Below are 14,757 nucleotides of genomic sequence, written 5' to 3' on the forward strand. Positions count from 1 at the left end.
TCCTTCAACGCCGATGTTTCGCGGCGACGCTAGCGCTGATGACCCGCGCCGGAAAGAGCAAAAACGACAACAGCCACCAGCACCGGGGCATCAGTCTTCGCGAAAGGCTTTGACAAAATAGTCGGCCAGGGGTTTCACCAGATAGGTCAGCGGCGAACGATCCTGGGTACGGATGTAGCTTTCCACCGGCATGCCGGGAATAAGCACCGTACCTTTGGGCAGGCGCTGCGCCTCCTCTGCGTTCAGTTCTATTTCAGCCCGGTAAAAAGAGGCCCTGGTGTTCTGGTCCTCAAATGCATCCGCCGAGACCTGCATGACCTTGCCATAGAGATCCGGGGTATTGCGCTGATCCAGAGACGAAAATTTCAGCGTCACATCCTGCCCGACATAGATCTGTTCGATATCCGTGGGCGACACCTGCGCCACGATCACCAGCGGGCGGTCCTGCGGCACCAGATAAAGCACCGGGTCTGCCGCCCGGATTACCGAACGGGGGGTGTGAACCTGCATGTCATAGACAATTCCCGAAACCGGTGCGGTGATATCCAGCCGATCCAGGCGCTCCAGCAGGGTGCGGCGGTTTTCGCCCAGCTCCAATTCCTGAAACCGTAGATCGCGCAGCTGGGTGATCGCCTCTTCCCGCCGGGTCGAGCCCAGTTTCAGGATCACGATCTCAGTCTCGGTAATCCGCCCCAAGGCCTGGGCCTCGGTGGCGATCAGCTCTCCCAAACGGCCACTCAGATCGGCCTCGGTGCGGCGCAGGTTGAGCACAGTCCCCGCCTGCGCCAGCCCCCGGTCCAGCAGAATTGTCTGGTTCTTCAGCTCCTCGGCGATCAACTCCAGCTGCTGCTCCATCGAGGCCTGCTGTGCCTTGATCCCGGTGATCTGATCCCGCGTCTGCGAGCTGCGTTTGTCCAGCTGTTCAATTTCACGGGCAATGGATTCTTCGCGGGCCACAAACAGACGGCGCTGACCCTCTACCAGATCAAGCACCGCCGGACGGGTCTCGGTCAGAGCCAACAGCTCCGCATCAAAGGTAACCTCTTTGGCGCTGTCACGTTCCGCTTCCAGCCGTCCGCGCCGCGCCATCATTTCAAACAACTGGCCCTCGATAATGGCCAGTTGCGAGCGCAACTCCTTGGCGTCGAGACGTAGCAACATCTGGCCGAGAGCGACGCTGTCGCCCTCATCCACCAGGATCTCGGCGACAATACCGCCATCCAGATGCTGCACGACCTGCCGGTTGCGATCCACCTCGATACGGCCAGAGGCAACAACCGCCCCGGCAATAGACGACATCACCGCCCAGGTCCCAAAACCGCCCAACAGGATAAGCAGGCTCACGGCGCCAATCAGCAGGGGCTTGCGGGCAGACCATTCGCTGTCCTGGCTCATTGCACACCTCCCGTGCCAGCCGTCTTGCGAATGGACTGATGATTGGCCACCATTTCCTGCAACACCTTATCCTTGGGCCCAAAGGCGGTTTGCACGCCGTTGTCGATCACCAGGAGCATCTCACATTCCTGTATAGCTGCCGGGCGGTGCGCCATGATGAGCACGGACTGACCCGCAGCTTTGAGCGCCTTGATCGCCTGGTTCAGAGCCACAGAGCCTTCGTTATCAAGGTTCGAGTTGGGCTCATCCAGGATCACAATCACCGGCTTATCATAAAGCGCACGGGCCAGGGCCACGCGCTGCATCTGTCCTCCTGACAGGCGCCCGCCCCCCGCAGATACGCGGGTGTCGTAGCCATCTGGCAGGTTGACGATCATCTCATGGGCTGCTGCTTTCTTGGCTGCGGCCACGACTTTTTCGGCATCTGGCTCCTCAGCCAAGCGCGCGATATTCTGCGCAATGGTGCCGTCAAACAGCTGCACGCGCTGCGGTAGATAGCCAAAATGTCGCCCTAAAACATCCGGGTCGTATTGGTCCAGCGCTGCACCATCCAGGCGCACGGTGCCGGCAGCCGGTTTCCAGGCCCCCGTCAGCGCCTTGGCCAGCGTCGATTTGCCCGACCCCGAGGGACCAATCACCCCAATCGCCTGGCCTGGCTCGACCCGGAAACTGACGTTGCGCAGCTGTGCCCGGCTCTCCCCCGGTGGCACCACTGCCAGCGCCTGAACCTCCAGACGCGCCGCGGGCTGTGGCAGTGCCATGCGCTCCATTTCGGGCGGCACCTTGGTCAGCAGCTCCGCCAGGGAATGCCAGCCTTTGATGGCGCGCTGCACCAGAGCCCATTGCCCCAGCCCCAGCTCGATTGGTGCCAGGGCGCGCCCCATCAATATCGACCCCGCAATCATCGCCCCCGGCGAAACCTCCCCCTGCAGCGCCAGATAGGCCCCCAAGCCCAGCATTGCGGATTGTAGAAACAGTCGCAGTGTCTTGGTCAGAGTGGTGAAGCCGCCGCCGGTATCATTGGCGCTCAGCGTGTCTTTCAGGGCCGCTGTGCGAATTTTCTGCCAGCGCTGAAACGCGGCGCCGCGCATGCCCATGGATTGGATCATCTCTGCCTCGCCGCGAATTTCCTCAGAAGAGAGATTGGCGCGATGGGAGGAAACCGCCGCCTTTTGCAACGGCTCACGGCTGAACACCTGATTGAGCAACGCCACCGCAACCAAAACCGCGCCGCCCCCCAGGGCAAGCAATCCCAGCCAGGGGTGGAACAGGGCAATCCCAGCGAGAAAGAAGGGTGTCGAGGGTAGATCAAACGCAGCGCCCAAAACCGGTGAAGACATCAGTCTCTGAATTGCCTCCAGATCTGCAGTCCCAGTCTGGGCAACCGGGTCCTGGGCCACCGCGGAACGGCGGACCATGGCGTCAAACACCCGTTTGTCCAGTTGCGCCTGAAACCGGGCGCCAATCCTTGCCAGCACCCGACCACGCACGTAGTCCAGAAGCCCCATCATGCCATAAAGAAACAGGACCAGCAGCGACAGGGCCACCAGGGTCGCCTCCGACCCACTGCCTAGCACGCGATCATAGACCTGCATCATATAGAGCGGCCCCGTCAACATCAGCAGGTTTACAAAGACACTAAAAATACCAACGGCCCAGTACAGGCCACGGCTTTGGCGGCGGCAGGCCGTAAGTTCATCATAACCAAGCTTAAATGTTTTATTTGCCATATTGACTATGCTCTAGCTGTTCAAACCGCCCGCGACATATTAAACCCTCCACCATCTACCAATCTGGGGAAACCTGTTCCGAATCTGCCACAAACGTGCAAACAAATTGCTGTTGAAAGTGGGAATCTTCGGGATTGTCCTTAAATAGGCCGCGCGTGTTTCTCAAATAGCGAATTAACTGGATCACATACCGAATGCGACTTTTCACCAAACCTCGTTTTGTTTTTGCTGCGCTTGCTATGGTTCTGTCACTGGCAGGCTGCGCCACACAAAGCCCTGAGGCCAGGGCTGCTGGCGAGGTTTTTGACCCCTATGAAAACACAAACCGGTCTGTGCACAGCTTTAATCTAGCAGTTGATCGCTACGCCTTTCGGCCCGCCTCCAAGGGCTATGTGACCATCGTCCCCGAACCTATGGTGACCAGCTTTTCTTCCTTCGCCCGGAACCTGTCGATGCCGGGGCAGGCCGTCAATGCCCTGCTGCAAGGCAACCCCAAGCTGGCCGGGCAGGCTTTGGCCCGGTTCGCCATGAACACAACAATTGGCTTTCTGGGCCTTGCGGACCCCGCCACTGAATTCAACCTTCCCCAGGTAGATACCGATTTTGGCAAAACACTGGCTGTATGGGGCGTCGGGGAAGGCGCCTATGTTGAACTGCCGCTTTATGGCCCCTCCACCGCGCGGGATGCCACGGGAATTCTTGTCGATTTCTTCACCAACCCCATTGGCTACGCTCGGAACAATCCCGCCGATAACATCAGCATTTACGCTGAGATAGTGCGTCGCATGGGCGATCGTGGCAGATATTCAGATACCGTGGATTCGATTCTCTATGAAAGTGCCGACAGCTATGCCCAGGCCCGGCTGCTGTATCTACAGAACCGGCGCTTTGAGCTGGGTGAAACAGCCGAGATCAGTGAGATCGACCCCTTTGACCTAGATACTGAAGGATTTTAAATGATGCATCGCCGCAGCTTTCTGACCGGTCTCACTGCCAGCGCGGCGCTTGTGCCTGCGGCCCCCCTTTGGGCTTTGAACGAAGCTGGCGCCAGCAGTTTGATCAACAGCCTCGTCACCGACATCAATAAGGTCATCGCGTCGGGCAAGGCGGAAAATGCCATGTTCCGCGAGTTTGAACGGATCTTCAAACGCTACAGCGACACCTCCTATATTGCGGCCTATGCGCTTGGCGTTGATGCCCGCCGGGCCTCTGCTGCCCAAAAACGGAATTTCTCCAAGACCTTCCAGGGCTATATCTCCCGCAAATACGGCAAACGCTTCCGCGAATTCATCGGTGGTAGCCTGGAAGTGAAAAGCGTCAAGCGGGTCAAGAAGTGGTACGAAGTCAGCACCACCGCCTTTCTGCAGGGGCAAGCCCCCTTTGAGGTCACCTTTCTGGTTTCTGACCGCTCTGGCAAAGATCTCTTCTTTAATATGTATATCGAAGGGGTGAACCTGCTGCTGACCGAGCGCACCGAGATTGGCGCGATCCTGGACAGCAACAAAGGCGATATCGACGCAATGATTGCCGAGCTGAAGCGCCAAAGCTAAGGCCAGTCGCGCCAGACCTTATCATCACAGACAAAAGGCTCCCAACCGGGAGCCTTTTCTTTTTTGCTACGCAGCAGACAGGCGGGCTAGTTGCGGCCAAAGATGTCGCGCAAAAGCCCATCCACCGCCCGGCCGATCTCACGGCCCGGCTGGATCCGGTCGCGCCGCCGTTGCGGAGCCGGCTGCACAGGAGGCGCAATGGGTTCAGGCGCCAACATCGGCAGGGGTTCTGGTGTCAGACCCTCATGCACCCGGACCATGGCTTCGTGCCAGATCTCCGCTGGCAGACCACCGCCGGTGACACCGCTCAAAGGCGTGTTGTCATCATAGCCCATCCAGACACCGGCCACATAATCTGCGGTAAAGCCGATGAACCAGGCATCGCGCGCAGCCTGGGTGGTGCCGGATTTCCCGGCCGCCTGCCAACCGGGGATCTGCGCCCGACGTCCGGTGCCCTCAGAGATGACCTTCTCCATCATCCAAACCAGCTGTTGCGCTGCCTTGGTACGGATCACCCGCTCGCCCATGCCACCACTGCGCCCCATCAAGGGTTCTGTATCGGTGGCCAGGCGCAGCTCGCTGACGCCGTAGGGCGTCACCGAAGAGCCACCATTGAGGATCCCGGCATAGGCGCCCGTCATTTCCAGCAACGTGCTTTCCGAGGCCCCCAGCGCCAGTGCCGGCCCTTCGGCCATTTCGTTATCAATGCCAAAATCGCTAGCAACCCGACGCACAAGATCCCGCCCCACGGCTTCAGATAGTTTCACGGCGGGAATATTCAGCGAATCCCTTAGGGCACGGGCCAGCGTCACCTCACCATAGTATTTACGAGTATAGTTCTTGGGGCACCATTCGCCAGATCCGGGCAGATCCAGGCAATATTCCGTATCCAACAGGATATCGAGCGGCGAATAGCCCAGTTCCAGCGCGGTTGCATAGACAAAGGGTTTGAACGCCGAGCCGGTTTGCCGCTTTGCCTGGGTGGCGCGGTTGAACACGCCAGAAACCCGGGTCTTGCGTCCGCCAACCATGGCACGCACCGCGCCATCCGCGCTCATCACCACAATTGCGGCCTGCGCCTTGGACCCCTTGCGGACCTTGTTTTCAAAAACATAGGTCATCGCCTCTTCGACGGCGGATTGCAGCCGTTGGTCCATGGTGGTGCGGATCACCACATCTTCCGACGTTTGGGCGCCAAAATAGCTGGGCACACTGTCCATGATCCAGTCTGCGAAATAGCCACCTGCCCGCGCCTCTGCCGCCTGGCTGAGCCGCGCCGGATGATCCTGCCCCGCTTTGGCGTCGGCCTGGCTAATGTAGCCCTGCTCCTGCATCAGGCGCAGCACGGTCGCTGCACGATCCTGCGACCGCTTGAGATTATTGGTCGGCGCCAGCGAGGACGGCGCGGTCAGCAATCCCGCCAGCATCGCCCCTTCAGCGGCGCTCAGCTGGTTGGCGGATTTGCCAAAATAGCGCTGCGCCGCAGCCTCCGCCCCATAGGCGCCACCGCCCATGTAGGCGCGGTTCATATAGATCGAAAGGATTTCGTCCTTGCTATATTTGACCTCCATGGCCAGCGCATAGATAGCCTCGGTGCCCTTGCGCCACAGCGATCCCTGGCGACAGTCTTTCTCATAGTCGGCCTCATTCTCCCATTCTGTGGGATCATAGACCCGCCCGAGGCACAGCAACTTGGCCGTCTGTTGGGTAATGGTGGAGCCCCCATGCCCCGACAGCGGACCGCGCCCTTCGCTCAAATTGATCCGCACCGCTGAGGCCACACCACGGGGCGAAATCCCAAAGTGGCGGTAGAACCGTTTGTCCTCAGTCGCGACGATCGCGTTTTTCAGATAGGGTGAGACCGTCTGCGCGGTCACCACACCACCAAACTGATCTCCCCGCCAGGCAAAGACGTCGCCCTCATGGTCCAGCAGGGTCACAGAGCCGTGCGCGCGGCCATCCAATAGGGTTGAGACCTCTGGCAGGTTCAGCACCTGATAGCCCACTGCCATGCCCACCAGGGTGAGAACGATAAACCCAACCCGCCAGGAAAAGCTCCAGATCAGCCGCAATAGCCAGCGCACCGGCATCAACAAAGTCCCAATCACCCCACGTGGCTTACGGGGCCGCGTCGGCTTTTGCCGCGCCGAGGCTGGTCGCTGGGGGTTAGCCCGGGACTGAGGTCGAGGTTTCGCTTTGGGCTTGGGCCGCGGTTTTGCCTTTGGCCTGCCAAACAGCAGCCCCCAAAGCCCACCACGTCGTTTGGCAGGCCGTTTGCCCCCTGCCTTTGCATAGCGTTTTTCCGCCACCAGTGGCTTTTGCCCTGAACCCTGCGCCATCTTCACAATCCTGCCCGGTTTGCCCGTTTTTACCACTCTACCCTCTCTGCTCTGCTTTGTAGAGAGGCGGTTTAAGGGGAAAATAGCTTCTCTTGCCGCCTAATTTTCGAGCAGATTTACAATTTTGCGCTCCTTTTTTAACCGACGCCTCCGTGCTGCACCTGCAAAACCACCGCTCCGGTTCCCCCGACTCGGCGGCTTGGTTTTTCTGCAATTGCAAATACGCGGGTGCAACAGCCAGATCCCTTGGTGACAGGCACCTTTCCAAGACGAGGATGTCGAAATGAAAATGATCATCGCAGCCATCAAACCCTTCAAACTGGAGGACGTCCGCGAAGCACTGACAGGTATCGGCGTTTCCGGGTTGATGGTTTCCGAAGTCAAAGGCTTTGGCGCCCAGGCTGGCCATACCGAAATCTACCGCGGCGCCGAGTACGAAGTGAACTTTGTCCCCAAGCTGAAGCTGGAAATCGTGGTCTCTGCCGGCCTCGCGGAGCAAGTGGTTGAAACCATCGCCAATACCGCCCGCACCGGCAAGATCGGTGATGGCAAGATCTTTGTAATCGACGTGGAGCATGCCCTGCGGGTGCGCACCGGCGAAACCAATCAAGACGCGCTTTAAGCGCCGCATTTGGAGGAAAACTGATGCGTAAATTCTCTCTCTCTTTGTCGGCCCTGGCGCTGACCACTCTGCCGGGCCTGGCCCTGGCGGATGAGGCTGCTGCCGCAGCCCCCGCTGATATCACCCCCTATATCTTTACCACGCTGCTGTTCCTGATTGGTGGCTTTATGGTGTTCTGGATGGCTGCTGGTTTTGCCATGCTCGAAGCCGGTCTGGTACGCTCCAAGAACGTAACCATGCAGCTAACCAAGAACATCGCGCTGTTCTCGATTGCCGCCATTATGTACTGGCTGGTTGGCTTTAACCTGATGTACCCCGGCGACGCCTGGTCGATTGGCGGCATCCTTGGTGCCTTCTCGCCCACCGCGTTGGAAGCTGTTGGTCTGGACGCAGCGGATGCCTCCCTGGACTATGCCTCGGTTGGCTCTGATTTCTTCTTCCAGCTGATGTTCTGCGCCACCACGGCCTCGATTGTTTCGGGCACCCTGGCGGAGCGTATCAAACTCTGGCCCTTCCTGATCTTTGTGGCTGTGCTGACCGGTATCATCTACCCCATCGGCGCATCCTGGCAGTGGGGCGGCGGCTTCCTCTCGGAAATGGGTTTCTCTGACTTTGCCGGCTCGACCGTGGTGCACGCAGCAGGTGGCTTTGCAGCCCTGGCAGGCGCTCTGATCCTCGGCCCACGTATCGGTAAATACAAAGGCGACAAAACCATCCCGATGCCTGGTTCCAACCTGGCGCTGGCAACCTTGGGTACCTTTATCCTGTGGCTCGGCTGGTTTGGTTTCAACGGTGGCTCGCAGCTGGCGATGGGCACCGTGGGCGATATCACTGACATCTCCCGCATCTTTGCCAACACCAATATGGCTGCTGCGTCTGGTGCCGTCACCGCGCTGATCCTGACCCAGGTCATGTTCAAAAAGCCCGACCTCACCATGACCCTGAACGGCGCCCTGGCTGGTCTGGTCTCCATCACTGCCGGCCCGCTTGACCCAACTCTGTTTGGCGCTCTGTGGATTGGTGCTGTTGGCGGTGTGATCGTGGTCTTTGTTGTACCGATGCTGGACAAGCTGAAAATCGATGACGTTGTTGGTGCCATCCCGGTGCACCTGGTTGCCGGTCTCTGGGGTACCTTTGCGGTTCCCTTCTACACCGCCGACACTTCCTTCGTGACCCAGATCACCGGCTTTGTTGCCATCGGTGCCTTCACCTTCATCGTCTCCGGCATTGTCTGGCTGATCCTGAAGTCCACCATGGGCATCCGCGTCAGCGAAGAAGACGAGATCAACGGGCTCGACATGGCAGAGCTGGGTATGGAAGCCTACCCTGAGTTCAAAGCAGGCTAACGCCCAAAGACCTATGAGCAGAACACAGAAAACGCGGCCCCCTGGGGTCGCGTTTTTTCGTTTGGCCCCTCCACGGGCGCTTTTCGGGCCGGGCCTGCTTTGCAGACACAAAAACGCGCCCCAGGGGGCGCGCTTTGTACTTTCAAAACCTGGCTGAATGGGCTTCAGACGCCGGCGTCAATGATCGCTTTTGCCAGGACAGGAATAGTGGCCGTGTTCAGACCCGCAATGTTCATGCGGCTGTCGCTGACCATGTAGATACCGTTATCGAGACGCATTTTCTCAACCAGTTCCGGAGAGGTTCCCAGCAGCGAGAACATGCCCCGGTGCTGCGCCAGAAAGCCAAAGCGGTCAGAGCCGGACAGGCGCTGCAGCTCATTCGCCAGATCCGTACGCAGTCCCAGCATGCCCAGACGCACATCTTCCAACTCTGCCATCCAATCCGCGCGCAGCGCATCATCGTTGAGGATCATGGTCACCAGACGGGCGCCGTGGTCCGGCGGGAAGGAATAGTTCTGCCGGTTGAGAAAGGCCAGGGTGCCCTGATTAACCACCTGCAGCCCCTTGTCCTGCGCCACCGCCATCAACAGGCCGGTGCGTTCGCGGTAGATGCCAAAGTTCTTGGAACAGCTGGCGGCAATCAGCACCTCTGGGCAGCCAGCAGCCACCAGACGCACACCCAGCGCGTCTTCTTCCAGACCGTCGCCAAAGCCCTGATAGGCAATGTCGATCATCGGGATCAGGCCGCGCTCATTCATCAGTGCGATGACGTCTTGCCACTGTGTCTCGTTGAGATTGGCGCCGGTTGGGTTGTGACAGCAGCCGTGCAGCAGCACCACATCGCCCTTGGCGGCCAGTTTCAGATCCTCGATCATGCCGTCAAAGTTCACGCCACGGGTTTCGCGGTCAAAATAGCGGTAGGTGACAGTTTCAATGCCAACATACTGCAGAATAGACACATGGTTCGGCCAGGTCGGATCGGAAACATGCACCTTGGCCGATGGATTGGCCATTTTGATCATCTCAAAGGCCTGACGCACCGCGCCAGTGCCGCCGGGAGTGGCGGCTGCGGCGATGTTTTCCCGCGCCACGGCATCGCCGAGGATCAGTTTGATCATCGCATCGCCATAGGCTGGGTCCCCTGCCAAGCCAACGTAGGATTTGCTGGTCTGCTCTTCCCAGAGCTTATGCTCGGCAGCCTTGATGGCACGCATCACCGGCGTCAGGCCTTCGGCGTTTTTGTACACGCCGACGCCCAGGTCGATTTTGTTATCGCGCGGATCTTCGCGGAACATTTGCATCAGAGCCAGGATTTTGTCAGCTGGCTGTGGCTTCAGAGTTTCGAACATCAGGTCTCTCCGGTTGCAACGGCAAGGGTCGGGAAGGCACCCCATTCCGACCAGGATCCGTCATATAGCGCATGATCGGTCTTGCCGATCCGCTCCAGGCCCAGGCTCAGCACCGCAGCGGTGACGCCCGACCCACAGGTGGTAATGGCGGGTTTGTTCAGATCAACGCCAGCGGCCTCAAAAACCGAGCGCAGCTCTTCTGGTTCCTTGAGGGTGCCGTCCGCCTGAAGCAAATCTGTGTAAGGCGTGTTCTTTGAGCCCGGAATATGGCCGCTACGCAGCCCTTCACGGGGTTCAGGCACCTCGCCGCGAAAACGCGCAGCAGCGCGGGCGTCGATGATCTCATAGTCGCCCAGCTTGGCGGCGGAAGACACCTGTGTCACATCGCGTACCAAATGGTTCTGCACCCGCACGGTCATATGGCGATCACGAATCACCGGTGGCAGATCTTCAGTCTCGCGACCCTCGGCCAGCCATTTGGGCAGGCCGCCGTCCAGTACTGCGATATTGCTCTGCCCCATCAGGCGGAACAACCACCAGACCCGAGCGGCCGATTTCAGACCGGCGCCGTCGTAGACAACAACTTGGTGGCCGTCTCCCACGCCCATGCTGCGCAGGCGGGACATAAATTTCTCAACCGGAGGCACCATATGCGGCAGTTCTGAACGATGGTCAGAAATGTCATCAATATCAAAGAACCGTGCGTTGGGGATGTGCCCGGCGTCATATTCCGCCTTAGCATCACGCTCTTCCTGCGGCAGGTACCAAGATCCGTCCAGCACCCGCAGGTCCGGATCTTTCAGGTGAGCGGCCAGCCACTCGGTGGATACAAGAGTTTTTGGATCGTCGCGCATCAAAGCCTCCCTGAAGATGTGTCAATGCCTACTATTGGCATGACACAGGTGCAAGGGAAGGCTGCAATTATGCGCAAGGCGGCTCAAAGTTGTCAGTAAGATGCCGGGATCAAGGGGGAGCCACTCGCCTCGCTGACAAGCCAGGCGTTTCAAGGTCGTATTAGGGTAAGTGTCGCATCTAACCCGGCAACCGCGCCACAGGCAGGATCAGCCGTGATCCTTCATCAGGCGGCTCTTCTGACGTGACCAGTCACGCTTGGCCTCGGCTTCGCGCTTGTCATGGGCCTTTTTACCCTTGGCGATGCCGATCTTCAGCTTGGCGCGGCCCTTGTGATTGAAATACATCACGATAGGCACAAGCGTCATCCCCTTGCGCTGGGTCGCGTTCCACATATCCGACAGCTGCTTGCGCGAGACCAGCAGCTTGCGGCGGCGACGTTCCACATGTTTGAACATCTTGGCCTGCGAATAGGGCGGAATATAAGAATTCACCAGCCACAGCTCGCCATCCTCCACCGCCGCATAGCTTTCGGCGATATTTGTGCCGCCTTCGCGCAGGGCCTTCACTTCGGAGCCTTCAAGCACAACACCGCATTCCACGTCATCCTCGATGGCGTAGTCAAACCGCGCACGGCGGTTTTCGGCGATCACTTTGTAGTTCGGGTCTGATTTCGTCTGAGCCATGACTGGCAGATGTAAGCGCCCAGGCGAGTGGACGCAAGATGCCTCTATCGCCTGGAGCTGCGGATCAGGGTGAAGAAACCACTCGCGACGATCACTGCGCTGCCCAACAAGGTCCAGCTGTCTGGACGCTCGCCAAAGACCAGAATGCCCAGCGCCATGGCAAAGACCAGCCGGGTATAGCGAAACGGCGCCACAACCGAGATTTCCCCATGGCGCATCGCGCCGGTTAGCGCGTTATAGGCAATGACGCCAATACCGGTGGTAAGCCCCAGATACAGCCAGGCCCGACCACTGGGCCATACGGCGCCGCCGCTCCAGGCCAGCGCCATGATCCCGGCAATGACCAGCATGGCAAAGCCAAATAGTCCCAGTTGCAGGTTGGTCATGGAATTGGGGGCCGCGCGGGTGGCAAGGTCGCGCCCGGCAAAACCCAGTGTGCCGATCACCGCAAAAAGCGAATAGATCTCAAACCCGCTAGCGCCCGGGCGCAGGATCATCAGCACTCCCACAAAGCCAAGCGTAATGGCCAACCAGCGCCGCCAGCCAACCTTTTCGCCAAAAAACACCACCGCGCCCCCTGCCACCACCAGCGGGGTGGCCTGCAAAATCGCCGAAGCCGAGGACAGTGGCGTCAAGGCGATAGCCAGGGTAAAACAGAGCCGCCCGGTGACCTCTGCAAGCGATCGCACCACCAAAGGGCGCGTGCAAAACCCCGGATGCCACAGGCGCTGCCCCTGCGCACGCGCCACCGCAGCAAAAACCGCCATACCGCCAAGACCAAAGAGCACAAGGATCTGCCCAACCGGCAGTTCCTGCGCCACGCGTTTGATAAACATGTCTTCCAAAGCAAAGGCTGCCATAGCCAGAACCATCAGAAAACTGCCGCGCAGAGTCTCCATGCTCTTTTCCCTTCCAGCCATATACTTGCCCCCTATCAGACCACTGTCAGGCCTGGTCCGCATTTCCAACGTGACGGGGATAGTGATGCATGTTCAAAAACACCGCCCCCTCCGCGCCGCCACGATATCCATGGGGCTGATCCGCCCTGAATCGAACCCCCTCTCCGACGCCAACGGGCTGCCAGACATCGTCGCGCAACACCTCCATCGTGCCCGCCAGCACAAAAACCTCTTCTATCACCCCATTCTCATGCGGCTGCGAGACATGGGACTGGCCTGGTGTCAGACTGATTTGAAAGGTTTCGCCGCCAAGCACGGGGTCAAAGGGAAAGATGATTTTCACCGCAATGCTGCCCGGAAACTGCACGGTTTTATAGGCCACAGCTGGATCAGGTCGACCCGCATCGGGTGTGCCAATCAGCGCCGACAGCGGCAGGTGAAACCCCTTGGCGATTTTCCACAGGGTGGCAATTGTCGGGCTGGATTCGCCCCGCTCAATCTGCCCCAGCATGGCCTTGCTCACCCCCGTCAGATCGGCGGCCTTGGACAGGCTGATCCCGGCCGTATTGCGGAGGTTTCGCAGATTCGCGCCGATAATATCCTCTGTCATGATCTGTGCTCCAAAGAGCCTAAAGCAGGCGATTCAAAAAAAGGGGCTTGTGCGTTATAACGCACAAGGGCAACATGAGCGTTATAACGCACGCCACCCTAGCCCAGCCCCCGCGAGAAGGAAAACCCAAATGCTCTCTCACCTGAAACTCTCGCATCTGGCGGCCGGAGCCATTGCCGTGCTGGTTGGCTATACCAGTTCGGTGGCCATCATTTTCCAGGCGATCGAAGCCGTGGGCGCGACCCAGGCACAGGCAAACAGCTGGCTGGTGGCCCTGGGGCTTGGCATGGGCCTGACCTCTTTGATGCTGTCCCTCTGGTTTCGCATGCCGGTGCTGACGGCCTGGTCGACACCCGGCGCCGCACTGCTGGCTGTGGGATTGAAAGACGTCGCACTTGACCAGGCCGTCGGCGCCTTTTTGTTCTGCGGTTTGCTGCTCACCTTAACCGGGCTGACCGGCTGGTTTGAGCGGCTGGCACGACTGATCCCCGACAGTCTGGCCAATGCTCTGTTGGCTGGGATCTTGTTCAATTTTGGCCTCTCCGCCTTTACCGCCCTCAATGAGGACACCGCGTTACTGGCCATAATGGGCGTGACCTTTCTGGCCGGACGGCTCTGGTTTGCCCGCTACACCATTTTGGCCGTTCTGCTGGTCGGCGGAATTTGGGCAGGCGCCGCAGGCAGCTTTGGCGATTTCACCCAATTGAACACAAGCCTGACCCTGCCCGAAGCCGTCAGCCCCGCCTTTTCTCTGCCGGTATTGATCGGCGTTGGCCTGCCGCTGTATATTGTGACCATGTGCTCGCAAAACATGCCCGGCACCGTCACCCTGCGCGCTGCAGGCTACACACCGCCGGTCTCTGCCACCCTGACCGTGACCGGTATTGCCACCCTAATCCTGGCTCCCTTTGGTGGCTTTGCCTTCAACTTTGCCGCCATCACCGCCGCGATCTGCGCCGGCCCGGAAGCCGATGATGACCCCAAAACCCGCTATCTCGCCAGCGCTGCCGCCGGAGTGATGTACTGCTTGGTTGGCCTGGGCGGCGCCACCGTCATCAGCCTGTTTCTCATCGCTCCGCCAGCGCTGATTGCTGGTGTTGCCGGGCTAGCCCTGCTGGCAACCATCGGCAACAGCCTGTCACAGGCCTTGCACCAAGAGACCGGGCGTGAAGCGGCGCTGATCACCTTTATGACTGCCGTGTCCGGCGTCAGTTTTTTTGGCATCGGCGCCGCCTTCTGGGCCTTGGTCTTTGGATTGCTGGTGAATCACCTCTTTTCACGCAGCACGCCCAAGCCCAGCGCAGCAGCCAAAGCCCCCTGAGAACAGCGCCTTCACCCCCATGGAGCCCGTAATACCCACCTCAAAGGCGGGCTCTTGA

General features: G+C 59.4%; 13 protein-coding genes. 5 read left to right on the plus strand and 8 right to left on the minus strand.

Annotation, left to right across the window (positions count from 1 at the left end; genetic code table 11):
* Window positions 1-90 precede the first annotated feature (90 nt).
* The gene (locus tag N1037_18635; GenBank protein UWS79247.1) at window positions 91-1,395 is read right to left on the minus strand and encodes an HlyD family type I secretion periplasmic adaptor subunit; all 1,305 of its coding nucleotides are present in this window, start codon (window positions 1,393-1,395) and stop codon (window positions 91-93) included.
* Complete coding sequence (locus N1037_18640; GenBank protein UWS79248.1) at window positions 1,392-3,125, minus strand: type I secretion system permease/ATPase; 1,734 nt, start codon at window positions 3,123-3,125, stop codon at window positions 1,392-1,394. Before N1037_18640 ends, N1037_18635 begins: the two co-directional genes overlap by 4 nt.
* A gap of 194 nt (window positions 3,126-3,319) precedes the next feature.
* Here N1037_18640 and N1037_18645 point away from each other — a divergent pair, with 194 nt between their 5' ends.
* Window positions 3,320-4,081 carry a VacJ family lipoprotein gene (locus tag N1037_18645; GenBank protein ID UWS79249.1) on the plus strand — a complete coding sequence of 254 codons (762 nt, stop codon included), beginning with the start codon at window positions 3,320-3,322 and terminating at the stop codon, window positions 4,079-4,081.
* A 3-nt stretch (window positions 4,082-4,084) separates the two neighbouring features.
* Window positions 4,085-4,675: an ABC transporter substrate-binding protein gene (locus N1037_18650; GenBank protein UWS81400.1), complete on the plus strand. Its 591-nt coding sequence runs from the start codon at window positions 4,085-4,087 to the stop codon at window positions 4,673-4,675.
* 86 nt (window positions 4,676-4,761) lie between these two features.
* Here N1037_18650 and N1037_18655 read toward each other — a convergent pair whose 3' ends face one another.
* On the minus strand, window positions 4,762-7,014 hold the full coding sequence (locus N1037_18655; GenBank protein UWS79250.1) for a PBP1A family penicillin-binding protein: 2,253 nt from the start codon (window positions 7,012-7,014) through the stop codon (window positions 4,762-4,764).
* Between the two features lie 283 nt (window positions 7,015-7,297).
* Here N1037_18655 and N1037_18660 point away from each other — a divergent pair, with 283 nt between their 5' ends.
* Window positions 7,298-7,636 carry a P-II family nitrogen regulator gene (locus tag N1037_18660; GenBank protein ID UWS79251.1) on the plus strand — a complete coding sequence of 113 codons (339 nt, stop codon included), beginning with the start codon at window positions 7,298-7,300 and terminating at the stop codon, window positions 7,634-7,636.
* A 23-nt stretch (window positions 7,637-7,659) separates the two neighbouring features.
* Complete coding sequence (locus N1037_18665) at window positions 7,660-8,982, plus strand: ammonium transporter (protein UWS79252.1); 1,323 nt, start codon at window positions 7,660-7,662, stop codon at window positions 8,980-8,982.
* A gap of 164 nt (window positions 8,983-9,146) precedes the next feature.
* Here N1037_18665 and N1037_18670 read toward each other — a convergent pair whose 3' ends face one another.
* From N1037_18670 to N1037_18690, 5 genes are all read right to left on the minus strand, one after another.
* Window positions 9,147-10,331 carry an aspartate/tyrosine/aromatic aminotransferase gene (locus tag N1037_18670; protein ID UWS79253.1) on the minus strand — a complete coding sequence of 395 codons (1,185 nt, stop codon included), beginning with the start codon at window positions 10,329-10,331 and terminating at the stop codon, window positions 9,147-9,149.
* Window positions 10,331-11,185, minus strand: coding sequence for a 3-mercaptopyruvate sulfurtransferase (gene sseA / locus N1037_18675; GenBank protein ID UWS79254.1), 855 nt, complete (start codon window positions 11,183-11,185; stop codon window positions 10,331-10,333). Before sseA ends, N1037_18670 begins: the two co-directional genes overlap by 1 nt.
* Window positions 11,186-11,392: 207 nt before the next feature.
* Entirely contained in the window at window positions 11,393-11,869 is a 477-nt protein-coding gene (smpB, locus tag N1037_18680; GenBank protein ID UWS79255.1) for an SsrA-binding protein SmpB, read from the minus strand.
* Between the two features lie 44 nt (window positions 11,870-11,913).
* Window positions 11,914-12,768, minus strand: a complete 855-nt coding sequence (locus N1037_18685) for a DMT family transporter (GenBank protein UWS79256.1) — start codon at window positions 12,766-12,768, stop codon at window positions 11,914-11,916.
* 46 nt (window positions 12,769-12,814) lie between these two features.
* Entirely contained in the window at window positions 12,815-13,378 is a 564-nt protein-coding gene (locus N1037_18690; protein UWS79257.1) for an XRE family transcriptional regulator, read from the minus strand.
* A gap of 130 nt (window positions 13,379-13,508) precedes the next feature.
* Between N1037_18690 and N1037_18695 the strand changes: the two genes are divergently transcribed.
* On the plus strand, window positions 13,509-14,699 hold the full coding sequence (locus tag N1037_18695; protein UWS79258.1) for a benzoate/H(+) symporter BenE family transporter: 1,191 nt from the start codon (window positions 13,509-13,511) through the stop codon (window positions 14,697-14,699).
* Window positions 14,700-14,757: the final 58 nt, after the last annotated feature.

The sequence above is a fragment of the Phaeobacter sp. G2 genome, from assembly GCA_025163595.1.
Taxonomy (GTDB): domain Bacteria; phylum Pseudomonadota; class Alphaproteobacteria; order Rhodobacterales; family Rhodobacteraceae; genus Pseudophaeobacter.